Source organism: Pseudomonas sp. LS_2 (genome assembly GCF_042709235.1).
Lineage (GTDB): Bacteria > Pseudomonadota > Gammaproteobacteria > Pseudomonadales > Pseudomonadaceae > Aquipseudomonas.
Genome location: NZ_JAVAYC010000012.1, coordinates 109296 through 131328, shown reverse-complemented (window position 1 = coordinate 131328; position 22033 = coordinate 109296). Strand labels below are relative to the sequence as shown.

Here is a 22033-nt window from a genome sequence, read left to right as displayed (position 1 = left end):
CTACTACAGCGAAAAAAGTGGCCGGATTATGCCAGAAACGCCCAAAAAAAGTAGGCCCCTCCTGTCGTAACCGCGTTTTTGCGCAATTCGACAGGAGATTCTCCTGTAATGAAACGTTTCAGTGACGAGTATCCGATGCTACGTCCGTGCCGCCGCCTGCAAACAACTGCGCCACATCGCTGGCGTCGAAGAAATACCGCTCATTGCAGAACTGGCAGTCGATCTCGACCTGGCCATTGCATTCCTCTACCAGCGCCTTGGCATCCTGCTCGCCGAGACTGACCAGTGCATTGCCGGAACGTTCCCGCGAGCAACTGCAGCTGAACTTCAGAGGCTGGATGTCGAACAGGCGCACGGCGTCCTCGTGGTACAGGCGGTGCAGCAGGGTTTCGTTGTCCAGCGCCCACTCTTCAGGCTTGAGCGTTCCGGCCAGGGCCACCACGTGCTGCCAGCTCTCTTCGCGCTCTTCGTCATCGGGCTGGCGGTCGCGCGGCAGTTGCTGCAGCAGCAGGCCGCGCGCCTTGCCGTCCTTGGCGTCGAGCCAGAAACGGGTGTTCAGCTGTTGCGACTGCACGAAGTAGTTGGTGAAGCATTCCGACAGGTTGGCGCCGTCGAGGTCTACGGTCCCCTGGTAGCGCTGGCCCTTGATCGGGTCGATGGTCAGGGTCAGGTGGCCATCGGGCATCAACTGCTCCAGTGTCGCCTCGTCGCCGATCTGCTCGGCCTCGTAGCGTGCCATCCCACGGATCTCGCGGTCGCCCGAGCACTCCACCATCAGCAGTGGGATCGGCCCCTGCGAGCGCGCCTGCAGAATCAGCAAGCCGTCGAACTTGAGCGCGCCGACCAGCAGGGAGGTGGCAGCCATCAGCTCGCCAAGCAACGTGGCCACGGGCTGCGGGTAGGGGTGGCGATCCAGCACGGCAGCGTAGCTGGCATCGAGCGCCACCCACTCGCCGCGCACATCGCGCTCGTCGAAGATGAAACGTTGGGTGAAATCGGTATCCGGCATATCGCTCATGGCTTCTGGCTATCTGAAAGGTGCTGAAAATAATGGGAGCAGTAGCGGTCTTGCGAGGCCTGTCCCTGCTGCCCTTTGCCCTACTGTGTTGGCGCTCGTGGCCTTTTGGCCAGATCCTGTGGCCGACTTTCGACGAGCGGCTGCCCCGTAGAACCGGGCTCGGCTCGCTATGCCAACGCGCTTGACCCAACTAGATGGTGGCGAGGGCACGGTTTTCCAAGTGCGCGGCGTCTGTGAAATCTGGCACCGCGGCTGGCTAGCCCTCGAAACTGCCATGCAGCTGGTGAATCTGCCGACGCTGCTTTTTGGTCGGCCGACCCTCGGTGGTCACGCCCATGGCGCCAGCCTTGCGCAGCTCGGCGGCCTGCTCGCGACGACGAACGCTATCCTCGGTTTCCTCGTACAGCGTCTGCGCCTCCGGCGCTCCTCGGCGTACCACCGACAGCGCCTTGACTACCACCGTGCGCTCGTCGAAGCCCGTGCGCAACACGAACTCGTCACCCACGCGCGGCTCCTTGCCCGGCTTGCAGCGCTCGCCGCGGCAATGCACCTTGCCACTCTCTATGGCGGCCTTGGCCAAGGCGCGGGTCTTGTAGAAACGTGCCGCCCAGAGCCATTTGTCCAAGCGCACCTTGTCGTCTTCTTCCGACTTGCCTGCCATCCCGATTCCTCGAATTCTGTCTTTCACGGAACTGTACTACCGTAACTTGCGGATGCAAAAACTCCGCGTGGTGCTTACAGTTCACCACCTCTTTCGCAGGGTGTGCTTCGTGAAGACATTTGACCATCTGACAGTGATCGGCCTGCGCGAGTGGATCGCCCTGCCCGACCTTGGCCTGGCAGGGCTGCGGGCGAAGATCGACACCGGCGCCAGCACCTCCAGCCTGCACGCTACCGATATCGAGCCGTTCGAGCGCGACGGTGCGCCCTGGGTACGCTTCACCGCGCACCTGGGCTCGGTGGTGCAGTTGCGCCACCGTCGCTGCGAAGCGCCGATGGTGACCATGAAGACCATCAAGAGCTCCAACGGCCACGCCCAGGTTCGCTATGTCATCCGCACCCCCTTGGCGCTGGGCGACCGGGTATGGGAAGTGGAGTTCACCCTGGCGTGCCGCAAGAGCATGCGCTACCGCCTGTTGCTGGGATCCCGGGCGCTTATCCATGGTCAACTGGTAGTCAACCCGGGCCTCAAGTATGTCCAGGACAAACCGGCCTTCCCGGCCACTCTTTCCCCTGTCACAGGTGCTGCATGAAGATCGCCATCCTTTCGCGTAACCCGCGCCTGTATTCCACCCGCCGCCTGGTCGAGGCCGGCACCGCGCGCGGCCATGAAATGGTAGTGATCGACACCCTGCGCGCCTACATGAACATCGCCAGCCACAAGCCGCAGATCCACTACCGCGGCAAGCCTCTGGAGGGCTTCGACGCGGTGATCCCGCGCATCGGTGCCTCGGTGACGTTCTATGGCTGCGCAGTGCTGCGCCAGTTCGAGATGATGGGCGTCTACCCGCTCAACGAGTCGGTAGCCATCGCCCGCTCGCGGGACAAGCTGCGCTCGCTGCAATTGCTGTCGCGGCGCGGCATCGGCCTGCCGATCACAGGCTTCGCCCATTCCCCCGACGACATTCCCGACCTGATCCGCATGGTCAATGGTGCGCCGTTGGTCATCAAGGTGCTGGAAGGTACCCAGGGCATCGGCGTGGTGCTGTGCGAGACCGCCAAGGCTGCCGAGTCGGTGATCGAGGCATTCATGGGGCTCAAGCAGAACATCATGGTGCAGGAATACATCAAGGAAGCCGGCGGCGCGGACATCCGCTGCTTCGTGGTCGGCGACAAGGTGATCGCCTCGATGAAGCGCCAGGCCAAGCCTGGAGAGTTCCGATCGAACCTGCACCGCGGTGGCGTCGCCAGCCTGATCAAGATCACTCCGGAAGAGCGCATGACTGCCATTCGCGCGGCCAAGGTGATGGGTTTGAGCGTGGCGGGGGTGGATATCCTGCGCTCCAATCACGGGCCGCTGGTGATGGAGGTGAACTCCTCGCCGGGGCTGGAGGGAATCGAAGTCACCACCAACAAGGACGTGGCGGGGATGATCATCGAGCACCTGGAGAAGAATGGCGGGCCGAACCAGACCCGCACCAAGGGCAAAGGCTGAAACCTGAACCGCCCCGGCAGGGGCGGAGCACATCAAACAGCGTTGCGCGGCAGCAGCAAACCCAGCGGTAGAACGACCCGCGCCTCGATGCCACCGCCGGAGCGATTGCGCAGCTCGACGTTACCGCCATGCTGCGCCGCGATGCGCTTGACGATCGCCAGCCCCAGGCCGGTGCCCTTGCCGCCACGCGCACGGTCGCCGCGGATGAACGGGTTGAAGATGGTTTCCAGCTCCGACTCGTCGATACCCGCGCCACGGTCGAGCACGCTGAGCACCACGTAGGGCGCACTCTGGTCACCCGACACGTAGGCCGCCACCTCGACGCCCTTGCCTGCGTGATGCAAGGCGTTTCCGATCAGGTTGCCCAGCATGCGCTTGAGCGATACACGGCGCAGCGGGAACGGCGGGATCGGCTCCAGGCACAAACGCACGCGCTCTTCTGGCTGGTTGTAGGGCGCCACCACCTCGCGGATCAGGTAGCCCAGGTCGACTTCCTCGACCGGCTCGTCACGACCATCGCGAATGAACGCCAGGAACTGGTCGAGGATCGCATCCATGTCCTCGATATCGCGGACCATGTCGTCGGTAAGATCGTTGTCGTTGGGCATCAAGGACAATGACAAGCGCAGGCGTGTGAGCGGCGTGCGCAGGTCATGGGAAACGCCCGCCAACATCAGCTCGCGCTCACGCGCGGCCTGCTCGACATCCTCGGCCATCTGGTTGAACGCGCGGTATACCTCGGTCATCTCGCTTGGCGTATCGCTGATCGGCAGGCGCACGCTACGGCCCTGGCCAAGCTGGCGGGCAGCGAACACCAGGCGCTTGAGCGGTTGGTTGAGCTGACGCACGAAGATCCACGCCGAAGCGGTCGACAACAAGCCGATGGCCAGGAACCAGCCCAATACGTTCCAGATCTTCTGCCCACGCAGCGGGTGTGGGTACAGCGGCACCTTGAGCCAGCCCGGCCCCAGGCTCGGCGCGTTGACCCACAGCGCCGGTGGTGCATGTATGCGCAGCCGCACCTCGGTGTCCTCGCCCAGCTCGGCCTGCATCTGGCGCTGGTAGATCTCGCTGTAGGGCCAGTGCTGCTCGCCCTCCGGCACGCCCGCGCCAGTGACCCGAATCAGCCCCGCCGCCTCGGCGATCTTGTCGCGGTTTTCTTCATCGGCGGCCCAGTAGGCGCGCAAGGTCAAGGCCACGCCGTGACTGTACTGGCGGTCGACCAGCACATCTTCGTTCATCAGCAGGTACACGAGGGTGAGCGCCTTGGAGAACAAGACGACGATCAGCACCAGCCACAGCGTGCGGGCGAAGAAGCTTTGCGGGAACCAGAGGGGCGTTTTCATTCAGGGCAACTATCGCAATGCGGGCGCGAGGCATGCCCCGCCAGTAATGCCAGGTGCCGTAGACGAAAACAGGGCGACCCACACGGGTCGCCCTGTCGCGCTACGGCGAAGGCTCATTTGCCGGCGTTTCCGTCCGGCACGAAGACATAACCTACGCCCCATACCGTCTGGATGTAGCGCGGCTTGGACGGGTCGGGCTCGATCATGCGGCGCAGGCGCGAGATCTGCACGTCGATGGAGCGCTCCAGGGCGTCCCACTCGCGACCTCGGGCCAGGTTCATCAGTTTGTCGCGGGTCAGTGGCTCGCGGGCATGCATGACCAGCGCCTTGAGCACGGCGAACTCACCGGTGGTGAGCATGTGGACTTCCTCGCCACGCTTGAGCTCGCGGGTAGCCAGCGACAGCGCGTAGTCGCCGAAGGTGACGGTTTCGTCTGCGCTGCCCGGCGCGCCCGGTACGGCTGGCGCCTGGCGGCGCAGCACTGCCTTGACGCGGGCCATCAGTTCGTCGGGGTTGAACGGCTTGCCCAGATAGTCGTCGGCGCCGAGTTCCAGGCCCTTGATGCGGCTGAGCTCATCGCCCTTGGCCGTGAGCATGATGATCGGGATCTGGTTGTTCGCTGCACGCAGGCGACGGCACACGGAGAGGCCATCTTCGCCAGGCAGCATCAGGTCTAGCACCACCAGGTTGAAGACTTCGCGAGCCAGCAGGCGGTCCATGTGCTCGGCATTGGGCACGGCGCGGGCACGAAAGCCTTTGCTGGTGAAGAAACGTTCCAGCAGGCTGCTCAGCCCCGGGTCATCGTCAACGATGAGAATCTTGTCGCCTTCAGCAGTTTGTGCGGTGCTGGTCATGAATAACTCCTCTTAGGATCGCCGCGCATTATGGCGTAGCCACTGTGCGGCGTGCCGTGTGCATTGTTAGCAGATTTTTCCCCTGGCGCTACTTCCAACCCGCTGCGAGCTGGCTCCAAGCTATCACCGCAACCCTGGCGCGATGGGTATAATGCGCGGCTTTCCTCCAGCGCCGCCGGGCCCGAACGCCCACCTGCGGCCATGTATTCATTATTTGTCAGGTGGTTCTCATGGACAGCATCAACAGCCGTATCGCCGAGGAACTGGGCGTACGCCCACAGCAGGTCGAAGCGGCCGTAGGCCTGTTGGACGAAGGCTCGACCGTGCCTTTCATCGCCCGTTACCGCAAAGAAGTGACCGGGAGCCTCGACGACACCCAGCTGCGCCACCTGGAAGAGCGCCTGCGCTACCTGCGCGAACTCGACGAGCGCCGCGCCAGCATCCTGGCCAGCATCGAGGAGCAGGGCAAGCTGACCCCGGAGCTGGCCCGCGAGATCAAGCTCGCCGACACCAAGACCCGCCTGGAAGACCTCTACCTGCCCTACAAGCAGAAGCGCCGCACCAAGGGCCAGATCGCCCTGGAGGCGGGCCTGGGCGAGCTCGCCGACGGCCTGCTCAACGACCCGCAACTGACTCCGGAAACCGAGGCTGCGCGCTTCGTCAATGCCGACAAGGGCGTGGCCGACGTCAAGGCCGCCCTGGAAGGTGCCAAGTACATCCTCATGGAGCGCTTCGCCGAAGACGCTGCCCTGCTCGACAAACTGCGCACCTTCCTCAAGCAGGAAGCCGTGCTCAGCGCCCGCGTAGTGGCCGGCAAGGAGGAAGAAGGCGCCAAGTTCCGCGATTACTTCGCCCATGACGAAGTGCTGCGCAGCGTGCCGTCGCACCGCGCCCTGGCGATCTTCCGTGGCCGCAACGAAGGCGTGCTGAGTGCGGCGCTGAAGGTCGGCGAGGAACTGCCGGGCACCCTGCACCCGTGCGAGGTGATGATCGCCAGCCACTTCGGCCTGGACAACCGCAGCCGTCCGGCCGACAAGTGGCTGGCCGAGGTGGTGCGCTGGACCTGGAAGGTCAAACTGTACACCCACCTGGAAACCGACCTGTTCGGCGAGCTGCGCGATGCGGCCGAAGGCGAGGCGATCAACGTCTTCGCCCACAACCTGCACGACCTGCTGCTGGCCGCCCCGGCCGGCCCACGCGCCACCCTGGGCTTCGACCCGGGCCTGCGCACCGGCTGCAAGGTGGCAGTGGTCGACGCTACCGGCAAGCTGCTGGACACTGCCACCGTCTACCCGCACGCCCCGCGCAACGACTGGGACCGCACCCTCGCCGTGCTCGCGGCCCTGTGCGCCAAGCACGCGGTGGAGTTGGTCGCGATCGGCAACGGTACCGCCAGTCGCGAGAGCGACAAGCTGATCGCCGACCTGATCAAGCAGTACCCCGCCTTGAAACTCACCAAGGTCATGGTCTCCGAAGCCGGCGCCTCGGTGTACTCGGCCTCGGAACTGGCCGCCCGGGAATTCCCCGACCTGGATGTGTCGATCCGTGGTGCGGTGTCCATTGCCCGCCGCCTGCAGGACCCTCTGGCGGAACTGGTCAAGATCGACCCGAAGTCCATCGGCGTCGGCCAGTACCAGCACGATGTCTCCCAGCTGAAGCTGGCGCGCGGCCTGGACGCCGTGGTGGAGGACTGCGTGAACGCCGTCGGCGTCGATGTCAACACCGCGTCGGTGGCCCTGCTTACCCGTATTTCCGGCCTCAACGCCACCCTGGCGCAGAACATCGTCGCCCACCGCGATGCCAATGGCCCATTCGCCACCCGGGCGGCCCTGAAGAAAGTCAGTCGCCTGGGTGAAAAAACCTTCGAGCAAGCCGCCGGCTTCCTGCGCGTGATGAATGGCGACAACCCGCTGGACGCCTCGGCCGTGCACCCGGAAGCCTACCCGCTGGTACAACGCATCGCCGCCGGCACCGACCGGGATATCCGCTCGCTGATCGGCGACAGCGGCTTCCTCAAGCGCCTGGACCCAAAGAAATTCACCGACGAGACCTTTGGCCTGCCAACCGTCACCGACATTCTTCAGGAACTCGACAAGCCCGGCCGCGACCCACGCCCCGAGTTCAAGACCGCTGCGTTCCAGGATGGCGTCGAAGACCTCAAGGACCTGGAGCCAGGCATGATCCTCGAAGGCGTGGTGACCAACGTCACCAACTTTGGTGCCTTCATCGACATCGGCGTGCACCAGGACGGCCTGGTGCATATCTCGGCGCTGTCGGAGAAATTCATCAAGGACCCGCGCGAAGCGGTCAAGGCCGGCGATGTGGTGAAGGTGAAGGTCATGGAGGTGGATATCCCGCGTAAACGCATCGGCCTGTCGATGCGCATGGGCGACACCCCCGGCGAGAAAGTCGAAGGCAACCGCGGCGGCGGTCGCGGCCAGGGCGGCAACCGTTCGCAGGCGCCACGCCCGCGTGAAACCGCCACCGCGGCGCCGGCCAACAACGCCATGGCCTCGCTGTTCGCCAATGCCAAGCAGTTGAAGAAGAAGTGATGGACGTTCCCGAGGAGTACGTGCAAAGCGCCTTCAGCCAGTTGCTGGGCTGCCGCCTGCAACACCTTGAGGACGGGGTCGCCCAGGTGGCCCTGGCGCTGGAGCCACACCTGCGCAACCGCGGCCAGAAGCTACACGGCGGGGCGATCTTCAGCCTGGTGGACATCGCCATGGGCCTGGCCTGCTCGGCCAGCCACGGCTTCGACCAGCAAAGCGTGACGATCGAGTGCAAGATCAACTACATGCGTGCGGTCAGCGACGGCGAAGTGCTATGCACGGCACGAGTGCTGCACGCTGGTCGTCGTACGCTGGTGGTCGACGCCGACGTAGTCCAGGACGACAAGCTTGTCGCCAAGGCCCAGGGAACCTTCGCGGTTCTCTAGCTGCCGGCGGGGTATCTGCGGTATTTTTGCCGGCATTGAGCCATGAGACTGCTGTGCGGCCCTTCGCGGGAAAGCCCGCGAAGGACGCAACACGACCGGAACCGCGTAAACCAGGCGACAACGCCAGTTCCTTTTTTCCTACCCTTGTAGACCGTCAACTCTACCCCCATATTGGGGCGACTGACGCGTGAAGGAATCCATCTTGAGCGACCTCCTCAATCGCCGCCTGAGCCTGCTCGGCGCCAATCTCCCCCTGCTCAAGCAGTGCCTGCACGGTATTGAGCGCGAATGCCTGCGCGTGACCCGAGACGGTCGCCTGGCCCAGACCCCGCACCCCGAGGCCCTGGGTTCGGCGCTGACCAACGAGCAGATCACCACCGACTACTCCGAGTCGCTGCTGGAGTTCATCACCCCGGCCCTGACCGACCCGGCCCAGGTGCTGGACAACCTCGAGGACATCCACCGCTTCGTCACCAGCCAGCTCGGCGATGAATACCTGTGGAGCCCGTCGATGCCATGCGCTCTGCCGGCCGAGGAAGACATTCCGATCGCCGAATATGGCAGCTCCAACATCGGCAAGCTCAAGCATGTCTACCGCAAGGGCCTGGCCCTGCGCTACGGCCGCACCATGCAGTGCATCGCCGGCATCCATTACAACTTCTCCCTGCCCGAGGCCCTGTGGCCGTTGCTGCGCCAGCAGGAAGGCAGCGGGGAAAGCGACCGCGACTACCAGTCGGCCGCCTACATTGCGCTGATCCGCAACTTCCGCCGCTACAGCTGGCTGCTGATGTACCTGTTCGGCGCCTCCCCGGCCCTGGACAAAGGCTTCCTGCGCGGCCGCCCGCACCAGCTCGAGGAGCTGGACGGCGAAACCCTCTACCTGCCCTACGCCACCAGCCTGCGCATGAGCGACCTGGGCTACCAGAGCAACGCCCAGGCCGGCCTGACCCCTTGCTACAACAACCTGGTCAGCTACACCGACAGCCTGCGCAAGGCAGTCGGTACTCCGTACCCGCCCTACCAGGAGGTCGGTACGCACAAGGATGGCGAGTGGGTACAGCTGAACACCAACATCCTGCAGATCGAGAACGAGTACTACTCGAACATTCGCCCCAAGCGGGTGACCTACACTGGCGAACGTCCGATCCAGGCGCTGACTGCCCGTGGCGTGCAGTACGTCGAGGTGCGCTGCCTGGACATCAACCCGTTCCTGCCGACGGGTATCGACCTGGCCCAGGCACGCTTCCTCGACGCCTTCCTGCTCTACTGCGCGCTCAACGACAGCCCGCTGCTCGACAACAACACCTGTGGGCACAGCACCGACAACTTCCTGTCCGTGGTCAAGGAAGGCCGTCGTCCCGGCCTTGAACTGCACCGTGACGGCCAGCCCATCGCGCTGAAGGCATGGGCCAGCGAGCTGATCGAGCGCATTCGCCCACTGGCCGAGCTGCTCGACCAGGCCAACGGTGGCCAGGAGCACGCCCACGCATTGCGCGCCCAGCAGGCCAAGGTCGACGACCCGGAGCTGACCCCTTCGGCCCAGGTGCTGGCGCGCATGACCGAGCACGACGAAAGCTTCGTGCAGTTTGCCCTGCGCCAGAGCCAACTACACGCCGAACACTTCCGCGAGCAACCGCTGTCCGCCGCACAACAGCAGGCCTTCCAGACCCTGGCACGGGAGTCGCTGGCCGAGCAGGCGCGCCTGGAACAGCAGGAAGTGGGTGACTTCGACCTGTTCGTCGGCGCCTACCAGGCGAGTATCCTGGCGATCAGCAACTGATGAGCCGCCCCGCCAGCCCCCGCAAGCCCCGCGCCAGCAGCCAGGCGAGAATCGACACGATCCTCGTCGCGGCACGCGAGTTGCTGGCCGAGCAAGGGGTGGCGGGGCTGTCGATCTACAGCGTGGCCGAGCGTGCGCAGATTCCACCCTCCTCGGTGTATCACTTCTTCGCCAGCGTGCCGGCGTTGCTCGAAGCGCTCACTGCCGATGTGCACCGGGCGTTTCGCGAGACCCTGAGCGCACCGATCGACAGCCAGGCGTTGGACACTTGGCACGACCTGTCGCGGCTGATCGAACAACGCATGTTGCACGTCTACAACGAAGACGCCGCGGCGCGGCAGTTGATTCTTGCCCAGCATGGGCTGAGCGAAGTGGTGCAGGCCGACCGTCGGCACGACATGGAGCTCGGGGCGTTGATGCACGCGCTGTTCGACCGGCATTTCCAACTGCCAGCGATGCCCGGCGACGTCGATGTGTTCACCTTGGCCATGGAACTGAGCGACCGGGTGTATGCCCGGTCGATGCAGTTGCATGAGCAGATCACCCCGCGCATGGCCGAGGAAGGCATGCGGGTGTGCGAGGCGTACTTGGGGCTGTACCTGCCGCCGTTCCTGGCAAAACGCTAAAGGCCCGCACCCGCAGGAGACGCGCCTGAGAACGGCGCGGCACCTGTAGGAGCGGGCTTGCCCGCGACGGGCTGCAAAGCAGCCCCAGCACGCGCAACTCACAGCTTGGCGATGGACACCTCAGTCGACTTCACAAAGGCAATCACCTCGCTGCCCACCTGCAATTCCAGCTCCTTCACGGAACGGGTGGTAATCACCGAAGTGACGATGCCAGAGGCGGTCTGCACGTCGATTTCCGACAGTACCGGGCCTTCGAGGATTTCCTTCACGGTGCCTTTGAACTGGTTGCGGACGTTGATCGCTTTGATAGTCATGGTGTAATTCCTTCTTTCTGGCTTCAGGGGTTCAGTGGGCCCAACGCAGTTGCGTAGGCAGAGGGGCTACAGGATCCGGCTCGGGCGCAGCGCCCGGGACGGCAAGAACACGTTCGAGCACTTCGCTTTCCAGTACCGCCAGGCGGTGCGAGCCACGCGCCCTGGGGCGGGCCAGATCGACGTCGAGGTCCAGGCCCACGGCGCCGTCCTCGATCAGGATCACCCGGTCGGCCACGGCGACGGCTTCGCTGACGTCATGGGTAACCAGAAGCACGGTAAAGCCATGCTCGCGCCACAGGCGTTCGATCAATTGCTGCATCTCGATGCGGGTCAGGGCATCCAGCGCACCCAGGGGTTCGTCCAGCAGCAGCAGGCGTGGTTGGTGAATCAAGGCTCGGGCCAGGGCCACGCGCTGCTTCTGGCCGCCGGACAACGCTGCTGGCCACTCGTTGGCGCGGTCCGCCAGGCCCACCTCCTCCAGCGCTTGCACGGCACGCGGCCGCCAGTCGCCGGTCAGGCCCAGGCCGACGTTGTCGATTACCTTCTTCCAGGGCAGCAGGCGCGCATCCTGGAACATCAGGCGGGTTTCCTCACGCGCCTCCACCAGCGGTGCAGCACCGGCCAGCAACTCGCCGGCGCTAGGTTGGTCGAGGCCGGCCAGCAGGCGCAGCAAGGTGCTCTTGCCGCAACCGCTGCGCCCGACGATAGCGACGAACTGCCCAGCCGGGATGTGCAGGTCGATGCCGCGCAGCACTTCACGCTTGCCGAAGGTCTTGCGCAAGCCCTGGGATGCCAGGGGAATGCCGCGCAGCAGGCGCGGCGGCTGTTCCTTGAGCACGCTCATGCGCCCTCCTTCTTCGCCGGTTGGTAGGCTGGGTGCCAGCGCAGCCACACGCGCTCCAGGCCACGGGCGGCGAGGTCGGCAAGCTTGCCGAGCACGGCGTACATGACGATGGCGAGTACCACCACGTCGGTTTGCAGGAACTCACGAGCATTCATCGCCAGGTAGCCGATGCCGGCGTTGGCCGAGATGGTCTCGGCGACGATCAGGGTCAGCCACATGAAACCCAAGGCGAAGCGCACACCCACCAGGATCGACGGCAGCGCACCGGGCAGGATCACCTGGCGGAACAGGCCGAAGCCCGACAGGCCGTAGCTGCGCGCCATTTCCACCAGCGCCGGGTCGACGTTGCGGATGCCGTGGTAGGTGTTCAGGTAGATCGGGAACAGCGTGCCCAGCGCCACCAGGAAGATCTTCGCCGACTCATCGATGCCGAACCACAGGATCACCAGAGGGATCAACGCCAGGTGCGGCACGTTGCGAATCATCTGCACGGAGCTGTCGAGCAGGCGCTCGCCCCACTTCGACAGGCCAGTGATGAAGCCCAGCAACAGGCCGATGCTGCCGCCGATCAGGAAGCCCACGCCTGCGCGCCAGCCGCTGATCGCCAGGTGCGACCAGATATCGCCACTGCGCACCAGCTCGACCCCGGCCGCGATCACTGCGCTCGGCGCAGGCAGGATGCGCGTTGACAGCCATCCAGCGCTGACAGCCAGCTGCCATACCGCCAGCAGCAGTATCGGCAAGGCCCAGGGCGCCAGGCGCTGCGGCAGGTTGGAGGACGTTGCACGACTCATATTCGGCCCCTCAACTCTGCGACACGGACTTGGGCAGGATGTCGTTGGCCACCATCTCGCCGAACGGGCTCACGTAACCGCCGCTCTTGGGCTGCTCCGGGCGCTGCACATCCAGGTGCGGGAACAGCAGCTCCGCCACGCGGTAGGACTCTTCCAGGTGCGGGTAGCCGGAAAAGATGAAGGTGTCGATGCCAAGGTCTGCGTACTCCTTGACCCGGGCCGCCACGGTCGGGCCATCGCCGACCAGCGCAGTACCGGCGCCGCCTCGCACCAGGCCCACGCCTGCCCACAAGTTCGGGCTCACTTCCAGGTTGTCGCGCTTGCCACCGTGCAGGGCGGCCATACGTTGCTGGCCCACCGAATCGAAGCGCGCCAGAGAAGCCTGGGCACGGGCGATGGTGTCGTCGTCCAGGTGCGAGATCAGGCGGTCGGCGGCAGCCCAGGCTTCTTCGTTGGTTTCCCGCACGATCACGTGCAGGCGGATGCCGAAGCGCACTTCGCGGCCAAGGGCAGCGGCCTTCTCGCGCACGGCGGCGATCTTCTCGGCAACCGCAGACGGCGGCTCACCCCAGGTCAGGTACAGTTCGACCTGCTCGGCAGCGAGGTCCTGCGCGGCGTCGGAGGAGCCGCCGAAGTACAGCGGCGGACGTGGCTGCTGGATCGGCGGATAGAGCAACTTGGCGCCCTTCACCTGCAGGTGCTTGCCGTCGTAGTCGACCACCTCGCCCTCCAGCACCTTGCGCCAGATACGGGTGAACTCTACCGAGGCTTCGTAACGCTCCTGGTGGTTCAGGTGCAGGCCGTCGCCAGCCAGTTCGTCCGGGTCGCCGCCGGTCACCAGGTTGAACAGCGCACGGCCATTGGACAGCCGGTCGAGCGTCGCGGCCTGACGCGCGGCCACGGTCGGGGAAATGATCCCGGGGCGCAGTGCGACCAGAAACTTAAGGTGCTGGGTAACGGGGATCAGCGACGCCGCCACCAGCCAGGAATCCTCGCAGGAACGCCCAGTGGGAATCAGCACGCCACCGAAACCGAGGCGGTCGGCCGCCTGGGCGATCTGCGTCAGGTAGCCATGGTCGACGGCGCGGGCGCCTTCGGAAGTGCCCAGGTACTTGCCGTCGCCGTGGGTGGGAAGGAACCAGAAGATGTTCAGGCTCATTGGAGTTGTCTCCTCAAGGGGGGCTCTAACCGGGGCGGCGCCCCGGTGCTGGCTAAACGTTCAGGTCAAGGCGCGCTGGCGACCTTGGCTGGGGGTGTCCAGATCACATCCTTGATGCTCAAGGGCTTGGGAATCAGCTTCAGGCTGTGGAAGGTGTCGGCGATTTTCTGTTGCGCGGCCACCACCTCGGGGGTCAGCGCGGCGGCACCGTAGCCCTGGCGCTTCACCGAGGTCAGGGTGATGTCGGCGGGCAGACCGAGCAGCGGTGCGACCTGGTCGGTGACCTGCTGCGGGTTGGCCTGAGACCATTGACCCACCGCGCGCACCTCTTCGATCAGCGTGTTGATCACCGCCGGGTGCTGGGTGGCGTAGCTGCGGGTGGCGAGGTAGAACTGGTGGTTGTCGACCAGGTTCTTGCCGTCACGCAGGGTGCGCGCCTGCAGCTGCTGTTCGGCAGCGGCCTGGTACGGGTCCCAGATTACCCAGGCATCGACGCTGCCACGCTCGAACGCGGCGCGGGCATCGGCGGGTGGCAGGTACACCGGCTGGATATCGCTGTACTTAAGGCCCGCGTCCTCGAGCGCGCGCACCAGCAAGTAGTGCACGTTGGAGCCTTTGTTCAGGGCGACTTTCTTGCCCTTGAGCTCCTTGACCGACTGGATCGGCGAGCCCTTTGGCACCAGGATCGCCTCGCTGTGCGGCGCAGGCGGCTCGAAGGCCACGTAGAGCAGATCGGCACCCGCCGCCTGGGCGAACACCGGCGGGGTTTCGCCGGTGACGCCGAAGTCGATGGAGCCGACGTTCAGCCCTTCGAGCAGCTGCGGGCCACCGGGAAACTCGGTCCACTGTACGTCGACGCCTTGCTGCTTCAGGCGCTGCTCCAGTGTGCCCTTGGCCTTGAGCAGCACCAGGGTGCCGTATTTCTGATAACCGATGCGCAGGCTCTCGGCCTGGGCTTGGGTGATGGCGCCGAAGGACACAGCCGCCGCGAACAGGGCGACCAGACCACGACGCAAGAAGATTGTGCGCATGGCGCTCTCCTGTGCGAATGAGGTTCGGGTTGCACCTGCTTGCCTCGTTGGCGGGCGAGTAAGGTGGAAAAACGGTGAAGCGTTGATGCCGGGGTCAGATGCTCCAGCGGGCGTTGATCAGGCTTTCGTTAAGCACACCAGGGGCGACTGGCCGGGGCCGCCGCGCCAAGGCACCGTGGAAGGTTTCCAGCGAGTCCAGCAGGCGGGCTTCCAAAGCCTCGGCCAATTGCGCTGGCTGGCTGCCTTCGCCGTAGGCTACCTGGCTGTCGTCGGCGAAGATCCCTTGCAGGGTTTCCTGCGCCTTGAGTGCCGACAGCACCGGTTTCAATGCGTAGTCCACCGCCAGCATGTGGGCGATGCTGCCGCCCGTGGCGATCGGCAGTACCACCTTGTGTTCCAGGGCGCGCTCGGGCAGCAGGTCGAGCAGGGTCTTCAGGGCGCCAGCGAAGGAGGCCTTGTACACCGGGGTCGATACGATCAGGCCATCGGCCTGGGCCACCAGCTGCTGAAAGTGCTGCACTTGCGGGCTGTCGAAACGGGCATGCAGCAGGTCTTCAGCAGGGAACTCACGTACCTGAAAAGTCACCACCTCTACGCCACGGCCTTGCAGCCACTGGCGCGAACGTTCCAGCAATACGCCAGAGCGTGAGCGCAGGCTGGGGCTACCACCGATCGAGACAACCAACATTGAAGCACTTCCTTTGATTCGGTTCCGGGGTCTGGCCCCAAGGGATGCAACCGACATTAGCAGCTTGATACATATATCTAGAAATCATATTTTTTCATTTGTTTATTCCATTTAATGAAAACCCCAGGTACGACGCGTTCGCTGTAGGAGCGGGCCCCCATGACTGGCGCCGGTCCAAGCCGCAGGCATAAAAAAGGGCCGTCGAAACGGCCCGAATATCCCTGCTATGGCTAAGAGCAATGCAACAAGAATGCTTAACGGTTCGGTTGCGGGGTCAGGCGCAGGTATGGCTTGACCGCGCGGTAACCTTTGGGGAAACGCTGCTTGATCTCGTCCTCGTCCTTCAGCGACGGCACGATCACCACCTCGTCTCCGTCCTGCCAGTTGGCCGGCGTGGCCACCTTGTGATTGTCGGTAAGCTGCAACGAGTCGATTACCCGCAGGATCTCGTTGAAGTTGCGCCCCGTGCTGGCCGGGTAGGTGATGGTCAGGCGCACCTTCTTGTTCGGGTCGATGACGAACAGCGAACGTACGGTGAGGGTGTCGTTGGCATTGGGGTGGATCAGGTCGTACAGGTCCGACACCTTGCGGTCCGCGTCGGCGATGATCGGGAAGTTGACCACGGTGTTCTGGGTCTCGTTGATGTCCTCGATCCAGCGGTGGTGCGAGTCGACCGGGTCGACCGACAGGGCAATGGCCTTGACGCCGCGCTCGGCGAACTGGTCCTTGAGCTTGGCAGTCAGACCCAGCTCGGTGGTGCACACCGGGGTGAAGTCGGCCGGGTGGGAGAACAGCACGCCCCAGCTGTTGCCCAGCCACTCGTGGAAGCGAATTTTTCCGGCGCTGGATTCTTGCTCGAAATCGGGGGCGATGTCGCCGAGTTTGAGGCTCATGAAGCGGGCTCCTTGTGCTGTTGTCAGGTCTCTATGGGTTGAATGTGCCTGCTTTTTGGAAATAACAAAAAGAATAAATATCGATTTATTTATAACCTTAAGAGATATCAAATCGCAGACACAAAAAAGCCTCGCACTAGGCGAGGCTTTCGTTGTCGCTACGACTTACAGGAAGTTGTAAGTGTAGTTGACGATGAAGCGGGTCTGGTCCTGGTCGGCTGGCGCCTGGCCCTCACCACGGTAGATACCGTGACGCAGGCTGAAGCCCAGGCCTTTCAGGGTGCCTTGCTGCAGTACGTAGTCGATACGGGCGTCACGTTCCCACTCTTTGTAGGTGCCGTTGCCGGAGGTGTTACGAATGTCGTCGCCGCGCAGGTAGGAGATCGAGGTCTTCAGACCTGGAACGCCGATGCGAGCGAAGTCGTAGCTGTACTGACCGAAGGTGGTGTTGGTACCAGCACGGGCGAACTGGTTGATCATGCTGTCGGTGAACAGGTAGAAGCTGGAGCCGCCACCGTTTTCCGGACGGCCACGGCCGTCGGTCACGCTGCCTTGGTTCAGCCAGACGAAGCCGCCGTCGTCGCCCACCTGCTGGTGACCCAGCATCAACGCATGGCCACCCAGGGTGTAGGTGAACATCGCGGACCAGGTCTTGTTGTCGACCTCGCCGGTGTTCTTGGCGTAGCCACCGTTGTTGTTGAAGTTGTAGCCGCCGCCGTCGCCGTTCTTGCCATCGCTGCTGCTGTCGAAGTAGCGCAGGTCAGTCTTGAAGGACTGGTCGTCAGCGATCTTGAAGACGTGAGTCGCGCCCAGGAAGTGCTGCTTGTAGAAGTCTTCCAGGTTCGAGTAGTAGTACTGCAGGGTCAGGTCTGGAGTGAGCTTGTAGTCCAGGCCACCGAAGCGGAACTTGTTGCTGTCCTGGGTAGCGCCGTTGATCGACAGACCGGTGCTGTTGCTCGAGGCACGGCCCATGGCCTTGCTCAGCTGACCGGCGTTGATGGTCAGGTTGTCGATTTCCTTCGAGGTGAGGGTGCCACCTTCGAAGGTCTGTGGCAGCAGACGGCCATCGTTGGAGACGAGGATCGGCAGGTTTGGCGCCAGGGCGCTACCGTAGCGAACTTCGGTCTTGGAGAAACGAGCCTTGGCGTTGCCGCCGATGCGAGCCCACTGGCTGGAAGCCGAACCGTCGGTGTCGCTTGGGAAGAAGCTGCTGTTGTTCGGGTGCTTGCCGCGGCCGCCGTCGAGGTGAATACCCCACAGGGCCTGGACATCGACACCGAAGCCAACAGTGCCCTGGGTGAAGCCGGAGAGGTAGTCAAGTTTGAAGCCTTGACCCGACTCGCGGTTATCAGCGCCACCTTCACGGTTGTCGTTGTTGAAGTACATGGTACGAGAGCTGACGGACAGTTTGCTGTCCTCGACGAAACCGGCAGCGCCTGCTTGTTGGGCAAGAACCCCCAGTGCCACGGCCAAAGCCAGGCTGGACTTGTACATGTGTTGCTCCTCTACGTTCTAATTTTTGTGTGTCGCAAGCGGCGGGATCTTCTGCCCCACTCGCCGTCGATCTGGCGATTTAGCACCAATTCGTGACTGGTAAGTCAATCGTTACCCGTCGCTTATAGACTTTGGTCTAAGCCGCCACCCCGGGCTACAGGATAATGACAATCCTATAAATCCAAAATGACCGTTTTATGAAATTCTAAGATTTTTACGGAATAACAATGGAACCTTCACAACCAAAAGCTGTATCGGCGTGACGGAAGATAGCTATAGGTTATCTGCAAACGTTTGCCAATAGTCATAGCGGTGAAAGCGTACCGAGCCTGCCAGCGCGGGCGAATTTCACGACAGGATTTACCCTGGCGCTGCGGCTTCATCGCGGTTTTTTGGCTCCTAAGCTAATTCTAAAAAGTTATTTATTTTTAATTTGTTAGATCATTTAGCCTTTTCGTCATTCATCACACCGACTGCCTGACGAGAGGTTCGACCATGATCCCGCACGCTCCCCTGCGCCTGTTCGCCGCGCTGACCCTGGCCGGCAGCAGCTGGCTCGCCCAGGCCGCCGACCTGACCGTTGCCTACCAGACCACCGTCGACCCGGCCAAGGTGGCCCAGGCCGACGGCACCTACGAAAAGGCCAGCAAGGCCAGCATCGATTGGCGCAAGTTCGACAACGGCGCCGATGTCATCACCGCCGTGGCCTCGGGCGACGTGCAGATCGGCTACCTGGGCTCCAGCCCCCTGGCCGCCGCCGCCACCCGCAAGCTGCCGGTGGAAACCTTCCTGATCGCCACGCAGATCGGCGCCGGCGAAGCGCTGGTGGCCCGCGACAGCATCAAGACACCGCAGGACCTGGTCGGCAAGAAAGTCGCCGTGCCCTTCGTCTCCACCGGTCACTACAGCCTGCTGGCCGCGCTGAAGAGCTGGAACATCGACCCGGCCAAGGTACAGATCCTCAACCTGGCCCCCCCGGCGATCATCGCCGCCTGGAAGCGCGGCGACATCGACGCCACCTACGTATGGGACCCGGCCTTGGGCGTAGCCAAGGAAAACGGCAAGGTGCTGATTACCTCCGGCGAACTGGCCAGCAAGGGCGCGCCGACCTTCGATGCATGGATCGTGCGCAAGGACTTCGCCGCCAAGCACCCAGAGATCGTCAAGTCGTTTGCCAAGGTCACCCTCGACGCCTATGCCGACTACCGCAAGGACCCGAAAGCCTGGCTGGCCGACAGCAGCAACGTCGACAAGCTGGTCAAGCTGTCCGGCGCCAAGGCCAGCGACATTCCCGTGCTGCTCGAAGGCAACGTGTTCCCGCTGGCCGCCGACCAGGCCAGCGCACTGGGCGCACCGACCACCCAGGCGCTGACCGACACGGCCACTTTCCTCAAGCAGCAAGGCAAGGTCGAAGCCGTCCTGCCGGACTACTCGCCCTACGTCAGCGCGCAATACCTGCCCAACTGAGAACCCCGGAGCCTGCCATGGCCTTGCTCGAGCTGGAGCGCATCAGCGCACAGTACCCCGGCGCCGACACCCCGGTGCTGGCCGACATCAACCTGAGCCTGGGCCCGCGCCAGCTGCTGGTGGCCCTCGGGCCTTCCGGCAGCGGCAAGACCTCGCTGCTCAACCTGATCGCCGGCTTCGTCGCACCCAGCGCCGGCCGCATCACCCTTGATGGCAATCCTGTACAAGGCCCCGGCGCCGAGCGCGGCGTGGTGTTCCAGGACGACGCCTTGCTGCCCTGGCAGGATGTGCTGGGCAACGTCGCCTTTGGCCTGGAACTGGCCGGCGTACCGCGCCCCCTGCGTGAAGCCAAGGCGCGCGAAATGCTGGCGCTGGTCGACCTGGCCGGATTCGGCGAACGACGTATCTGGCAGCTTTCCGGCGGCCAGAAACAGCGCGTGGGCCTGGCCCGGGCGTTGGCCGCCGACCCACGGGTATTGTTGATGGACGAACCCTTCGGCGCCCTGGATGCCTTTACCCGCGAACAGATGCAAGAGCTGCTGTTGCAGGTCTGGCAGCGCACCGCCAAGCCGGTGTTCCTGATTACCCACGACATCGAAGAAGCGGTGTTCCTCGCCACCGAACTGGTGCTGCTGGCGCCCAACCCAGGGCGTGTGGTGGAACGCCTGCAACTGGACTTCGGCAAGCGCTACGCCGCAGGCGAACCGGCACGGGCGATCAAGTCCGACCCGCGCTTCATCGAGACCCGCGAGCATGTGTTGGCGCGGGTGTTCTCGCAACGCCAGAGCGCACGCCAGCAGGAGGCCGTATGAACAATAGCCTGGAGCTATCCGTGGCGGGCAAAAACGACCGCCAAGCGCCCACGCGCCGACCACTGCCGACCCGCTGGATCAGCGCATTCACTTTGGCCAGCCTGCTGCTGGCCTGGTGGCTGGTAACCACTGCCGGTTGGGTCGAGCCGCTGTTCCTGCCCGCGCCCGGCGACATCCTGGCCAAGGCCTGGCTACTGCTGACCCAGGGCTACATGGACGCCAGCCTCTGGCAACACCTGGGAGCAAGCCTTGGGCGTATCGGCCTGGCGCTGGTGGCGGCGACCCTCACCGCAGTGCCGGTCGGCATCGCCATCGGCTACAACCGCATCGCGCGGGGCGTTCTCGACCCATTGATCGAGTTCTACCGGCCGATCCCGCCGTTGGCCTACCTGCCGCTGATCGTGATCTGGTGCGGCATCGGCGAACTGTCGAAGGTGTTGCTGATCTACCTGGCGATCTTTGCGCCGATCGCCATCGCCACCGCCACCGGCGTGCGCACCGTCGACCCGGTCAAACTGCGCGCCGCGCAGTCGCTGGGCGCGACCCGGGCGCAGCTTATCCGCCATGTGATTTTGCCCAGTGCACTGCCGGACATCCTCACCGGCGTGCGCATCGGCCTGGGCGTCGGCTGGTCGACCCTGGTGGCCGCCGAGTTGATCGCCGCCACCAGCGGCCTGGGCTTCATGGTGCAGTCGGCGGCGCAGTTCCTGGTCACTGACGTGGTGGTGCTGGGCATCTTGCTGATTGCCCTGATCGCCTTCGCCCTGGAAATGGGCCTGCGCGCCCTGCAACGCAAGCTCGTGCCCTGGCACGGGCAAAGTCACTGAACTGTTTTCGACCTGGCCGACCCTTTCGCGGGTAAACCCGCTCCCACAGGTTCACCGCTGACATTGAACACGGCGCTGTACCTGTGGGAGCGGGTTTACCCGCGAAGAGGCCGGCAGCGTCACCCCTGATATTTCTGAATCCGAATCAACGGCGAGACCGACATGAGCCTGACCATCACCCCCCTCAGCCCGGCCCTCGGCGCGCAGATCAGCGGCGTGGACATCAGCGGCGAAATTTCCCCGCAGCAACGCGATGCCCTCGAGCAGGCGCTGCTGCAACACCAGGTGCTGTTCTTCCGCGACCAGCCGATCAGCCCGCAGCAGCAGGCCGACTTCGCCGCGCGCTTCGGCGACCTGCACATCCACCCGATCTACCCCAACGTGCCGCAGACCCCACAGGTGCTGATTCTCGACACCGCCGTCACCGACGTGCGCGATAACGCCATCTGGCACACCGACGTGACCTTCCTGCCGACCCCGGCCCTGGGCGCGGTGCTCAGCGCCAAGCAACTGCCGGCTTATGGCGGCGACACCCTGTGGGCCAGCGGCATCGCGGCCTTCGAGGCGCTGTCGGCGCCGCTGCGTACGCTGCTCGATGGCCTGACTGCGACCCACGACTTCACCAAGTCCTTTCCCCTGGAGCGCTTCGGCACCACGCCTGAAGACTTGGCGCGCTGGGAAGCCACGCGGCGCAGCAACCCGCCGCTGTCGCACCCGGTGGTACGCACCCATCCGGTCAGCGGGCGCAAGGCGTTGTTCGTCAACGAGGGGTTCACCACGCGCATCAACGAGTTGAACGAGCATGAAAGCGAGGCGCTGCTCAAGCTGCTGTTCGCCCATGCCACGCGACCGGAGTTCAGCATTCGCTGGCGCTGGCAGGAGAACGACGTGGCGTTCTGGGACAACCGGGTAACCCAGCACTACGCCGTGGATGACTACCGCCCGCAGCGGCGGGTGATGCATCGCGCGACCATCCTGGGGGATGCGCCGTTCTGA

The 22033-nt window shown here is 64.1% G+C and carries 22 protein-coding genes; 10 read left to right on the top strand and 12 right to left on the bottom strand.

The genetic code is table 11. From position 1 onward, the window contains the following. Positions 1 to 118: 118 nt before the first annotated feature. Together hslO and RAC97_RS13610 are read right to left on the bottom strand one after the other, a co-directional pair. The gene (hslO, locus tag RAC97_RS13615) at positions 119 to 1018 is read right to left on the bottom strand and encodes an Hsp33 family molecular chaperone HslO (protein WP_375098900.1); all 900 of its coding nucleotides are present in this window, start codon (positions 1016 to 1018) and stop codon (positions 119 to 121) included. A gap of 256 nt (positions 1019 to 1274) precedes the next feature. Beyond that, complete coding sequence (locus RAC97_RS13610; RefSeq protein ID WP_375098901.1) at positions 1275 to 1679, bottom strand: RNA-binding S4 domain-containing protein; 405 nt, start codon at positions 1677 to 1679, stop codon at positions 1275 to 1277. Between the two features lie 109 nt (positions 1680 to 1788). On the opposite strand from RAC97_RS13610, the gene RAC97_RS13605 reads away from it, so the two are divergent. Continuing rightward, positions 1789 to 2271 (top strand): ATP-dependent zinc protease, encoded by a 483-nt coding sequence (locus RAC97_RS13605; RefSeq protein ID WP_375098902.1) that lies wholly within the window; start codon positions 1789 to 1791, stop codon positions 2269 to 2271. Further along, positions 2268 to 3173: a 30S ribosomal protein S6--L-glutamate ligase gene (gene rimK, locus RAC97_RS13600; RefSeq protein ID WP_375098903.1), complete on the top strand. Its 906-nt coding sequence runs from the start codon at positions 2268 to 2270 to the stop codon at positions 3171 to 3173. The genes RAC97_RS13605 and rimK overlap by 4 nt, the downstream gene beginning before the upstream one ends. A gap of 32 nt (positions 3174 to 3205) precedes the next feature. Here rimK and RAC97_RS13595 read toward each other — a convergent pair whose 3' ends face one another. Further along, entirely contained in the window at positions 3206 to 4519 is a 1314-nt protein-coding gene (locus tag RAC97_RS13595; RefSeq protein ID WP_375098904.1) for an ATP-binding protein, read from the bottom strand. Positions 4520 to 4632: 113 nt separating this feature from the next. Continuing rightward, positions 4633 to 5373, bottom strand: coding sequence for a two-component system response regulator OmpR (gene ompR / locus RAC97_RS13590; RefSeq protein WP_375098905.1), 741 nt, complete (start codon positions 5371 to 5373; stop codon positions 4633 to 4635). A gap of 230 nt (positions 5374 to 5603) precedes the next feature. On the opposite strand from ompR, the gene RAC97_RS13585 reads away from it, so the two are divergent. From RAC97_RS13585 to RAC97_RS13570, 4 genes are all read left to right on the top strand, one after another. Continuing rightward, positions 5604 to 7925 carry a Tex family protein gene (locus tag RAC97_RS13585; RefSeq protein ID WP_375098906.1) on the top strand — a complete coding sequence of 774 codons (2322 nt, stop codon included), beginning with the start codon at positions 5604 to 5606 and terminating at the stop codon, positions 7923 to 7925. Further along, a complete protein-coding gene (locus RAC97_RS13580; RefSeq protein WP_375098907.1) occupies positions 7925 to 8308 on the top strand; it encodes a PaaI family thioesterase in 384 nt (127 codons plus the stop codon). Before RAC97_RS13585 ends, RAC97_RS13580 begins: the two co-directional genes overlap by 1 nt. A gap of 202 nt (positions 8309 to 8510) precedes the next feature. Further along, entirely contained in the window at positions 8511 to 10088 is a 1578-nt protein-coding gene (gene gshA / locus RAC97_RS13575) for a glutamate--cysteine ligase (RefSeq protein ID WP_375098908.1), read from the top strand. Then, positions 10088 to 10714, top strand: coding sequence for a TetR/AcrR family transcriptional regulator (locus RAC97_RS13570; RefSeq protein WP_375098909.1), 627 nt, complete (start codon positions 10088 to 10090; stop codon positions 10712 to 10714). Before gshA ends, RAC97_RS13570 begins: the two co-directional genes overlap by 1 nt. A gap of 98 nt (positions 10715 to 10812) precedes the next feature. Here RAC97_RS13570 and RAC97_RS13565 read toward each other — a convergent pair whose 3' ends face one another. The 8 genes from RAC97_RS13565 to RAC97_RS13530 all read right to left on the bottom strand — a co-directional run bounded on the left by RAC97_RS13565 (position 10813) and on the right by RAC97_RS13530 (position 17931). Beyond that, complete coding sequence (locus tag RAC97_RS13565; protein WP_008095172.1) at positions 10813 to 11028, bottom strand: molybdopterin-binding protein; 216 nt, start codon at positions 11026 to 11028, stop codon at positions 10813 to 10815. A gap of 31 nt (positions 11029 to 11059) precedes the next feature. Further along, complete coding sequence (ssuB, locus tag RAC97_RS13560) at positions 11060 to 11872, bottom strand: aliphatic sulfonates ABC transporter ATP-binding protein (protein WP_375098910.1); 813 nt, start codon at positions 11870 to 11872, stop codon at positions 11060 to 11062. Continuing rightward, complete coding sequence (ssuC, locus tag RAC97_RS13555; RefSeq protein ID WP_375098911.1) at positions 11869 to 12666, bottom strand: aliphatic sulfonate ABC transporter permease SsuC; 798 nt, start codon at positions 12664 to 12666, stop codon at positions 11869 to 11871. The genes ssuB and ssuC overlap by 4 nt, the downstream gene beginning before the upstream one ends. A 10-nt stretch (positions 12667 to 12676) precedes the next feature. Next, positions 12677 to 13825 (bottom strand): FMNH2-dependent alkanesulfonate monooxygenase, encoded by a 1149-nt coding sequence (gene ssuD, locus RAC97_RS13550; protein WP_375098912.1) that lies wholly within the window; start codon positions 13823 to 13825, stop codon positions 12677 to 12679. 65 nt (positions 13826 to 13890) lie between these two features. Next, entirely contained in the window at positions 13891 to 14856 is a 966-nt protein-coding gene (locus tag RAC97_RS13545) for a sulfonate ABC transporter substrate-binding protein (RefSeq protein WP_375098913.1), read from the bottom strand. Between the two features lie 94 nt (positions 14857 to 14950). Then, positions 14951 to 15544: an NADPH-dependent FMN reductase gene (ssuE, locus tag RAC97_RS13540; protein WP_375098914.1), complete on the bottom strand. Its 594-nt coding sequence runs from the start codon at positions 15542 to 15544 to the stop codon at positions 14951 to 14953. A 254-nt stretch (positions 15545 to 15798) separates the two neighbouring features. Continuing rightward, positions 15799 to 16437, bottom strand: a complete 639-nt coding sequence (locus tag RAC97_RS13535) for a peroxiredoxin (protein WP_375098915.1) — start codon at positions 16435 to 16437, stop codon at positions 15799 to 15801. A 165-nt stretch (positions 16438 to 16602) separates the two neighbouring features. Further along, positions 16603 to 17931, bottom strand: coding sequence for an OprD family porin (locus tag RAC97_RS13530; RefSeq protein WP_375098916.1), 1329 nt, complete (start codon positions 17929 to 17931; stop codon positions 16603 to 16605). 495 nt (positions 17932 to 18426) lie between these two features. On the opposite strand from RAC97_RS13530, the gene tauA reads away from it, so the two are divergent. The 4 genes from tauA to tauD all read left to right on the top strand — a co-directional run bounded on the left by tauA (position 18427) and on the right by tauD (position 22033). After that, positions 18427 to 19398, top strand: a complete 972-nt coding sequence (tauA, locus tag RAC97_RS13525; RefSeq protein WP_375098917.1) for a taurine ABC transporter substrate-binding protein — start codon at positions 18427 to 18429, stop codon at positions 19396 to 19398. Positions 19399 to 19415: 17 nt separating this feature from the next. After that, positions 19416 to 20210: a taurine ABC transporter ATP-binding subunit gene (gene tauB / locus RAC97_RS13520; RefSeq protein WP_375098918.1), complete on the top strand. Its 795-nt coding sequence runs from the start codon at positions 19416 to 19418 to the stop codon at positions 20208 to 20210. Beyond that, on the top strand, positions 20207 to 21037 hold the full coding sequence (gene tauC, locus RAC97_RS13515) for a taurine ABC transporter permease TauC (RefSeq protein WP_375098919.1): 831 nt from the start codon (positions 20207 to 20209) through the stop codon (positions 21035 to 21037). Before tauB ends, tauC begins: the two co-directional genes overlap by 4 nt. A 162-nt stretch (positions 21038 to 21199) precedes the next feature. Next, on the top strand, positions 21200 to 22033 hold the full coding sequence (gene tauD / locus RAC97_RS13510; protein WP_375098920.1) for a taurine dioxygenase: 834 nt from the start codon (positions 21200 to 21202) through the stop codon (positions 22031 to 22033).

Bases quoted from the DNA above. Each gene is read 5' to 3' on its own strand.
- hslO (WP_375098900.1), bottom strand. From the start codon at position 1,018: ATGAGCGATATGCCGGATACCGATTTCACCCAACGTTTCATCTTCGAC.
- RAC97_RS13610 (WP_375098901.1), bottom strand. From the start codon at position 1,679: ATGGCAGGCAAGTCGGAAGAAGACGACAAGGTGCGCTTGGACAAATGG.
- rimK (WP_375098903.1), top strand. From the start codon at position 2,268: ATGAAGATCGCCATCCTTTCGCGTAACCCGCGCCTGTATTCCACCCGC.
- RAC97_RS13595 (WP_375098904.1), bottom strand. From the start codon at position 4,519: ATGAAAACGCCCCTCTGGTTCCCGCAAAGCTTCTTCGCCCGCACGCTG.
- ompR (WP_375098905.1), bottom strand. From the start codon at position 5,373: ATGACCAGCACCGCACAAACTGCTGAAGGCGACAAGATTCTCATCGTT.
- RAC97_RS13585 (WP_375098906.1), top strand. From the start codon at position 5,604: ATGGACAGCATCAACAGCCGTATCGCCGAGGAACTGGGCGTACGCCCA.
- RAC97_RS13580 (WP_375098907.1), top strand. From the start codon at position 7,925: ATGGACGTTCCCGAGGAGTACGTGCAAAGCGCCTTCAGCCAGTTGCTG.
- RAC97_RS13570 (WP_375098909.1), top strand. From the start codon at position 10,088: ATGAGCCGCCCCGCCAGCCCCCGCAAGCCCCGCGCCAGCAGCCAGGCG.
- RAC97_RS13565 (WP_008095172.1), bottom strand. From the start codon at position 11,028: ATGACTATCAAAGCGATCAACGTCCGCAACCAGTTCAAAGGCACCGTG.
- ssuB (WP_375098910.1), bottom strand. From the start codon at position 11,872: ATGAGCGTGCTCAAGGAACAGCCGCCGCGCCTGCTGCGCGGCATTCCC.
- ssuC (WP_375098911.1), bottom strand. From the start codon at position 12,666: ATGAGTCGTGCAACGTCCTCCAACCTGCCGCAGCGCCTGGCGCCCTGG.
- ssuD (WP_375098912.1), bottom strand. From the start codon at position 13,825: ATGAGCCTGAACATCTTCTGGTTCCTTCCCACCCACGGCGACGGCAAG.
- RAC97_RS13545 (WP_375098913.1), bottom strand. From the start codon at position 14,856: ATGCGCACAATCTTCTTGCGTCGTGGTCTGGTCGCCCTGTTCGCGGCG.
- ssuE (WP_375098914.1), bottom strand. From the start codon at position 15,544: ATGTTGGTTGTCTCGATCGGTGGTAGCCCCAGCCTGCGCTCACGCTCT.
- RAC97_RS13535 (WP_375098915.1), bottom strand. From the start codon at position 16,437: ATGAGCCTCAAACTCGGCGACATCGCCCCCGATTTCGAGCAAGAATCC.
- RAC97_RS13530 (WP_375098916.1), bottom strand. From the start codon at position 17,931: ATGTACAAGTCCAGCCTGGCTTTGGCCGTGGCACTGGGGGTTCTTGCC.
- tauA (WP_375098917.1), top strand. From the start codon at position 18,427: ATGATCCCGCACGCTCCCCTGCGCCTGTTCGCCGCGCTGACCCTGGCC.
- tauB (WP_375098918.1), top strand. From the start codon at position 19,416: ATGGCCTTGCTCGAGCTGGAGCGCATCAGCGCACAGTACCCCGGCGCC.
- tauC (WP_375098919.1), top strand. From the start codon at position 20,207: ATGAACAATAGCCTGGAGCTATCCGTGGCGGGCAAAAACGACCGCCAA.
- tauD (WP_375098920.1), top strand. From the start codon at position 21,200: ATGAGCCTGACCATCACCCCCCTCAGCCCGGCCCTCGGCGCGCAGATC.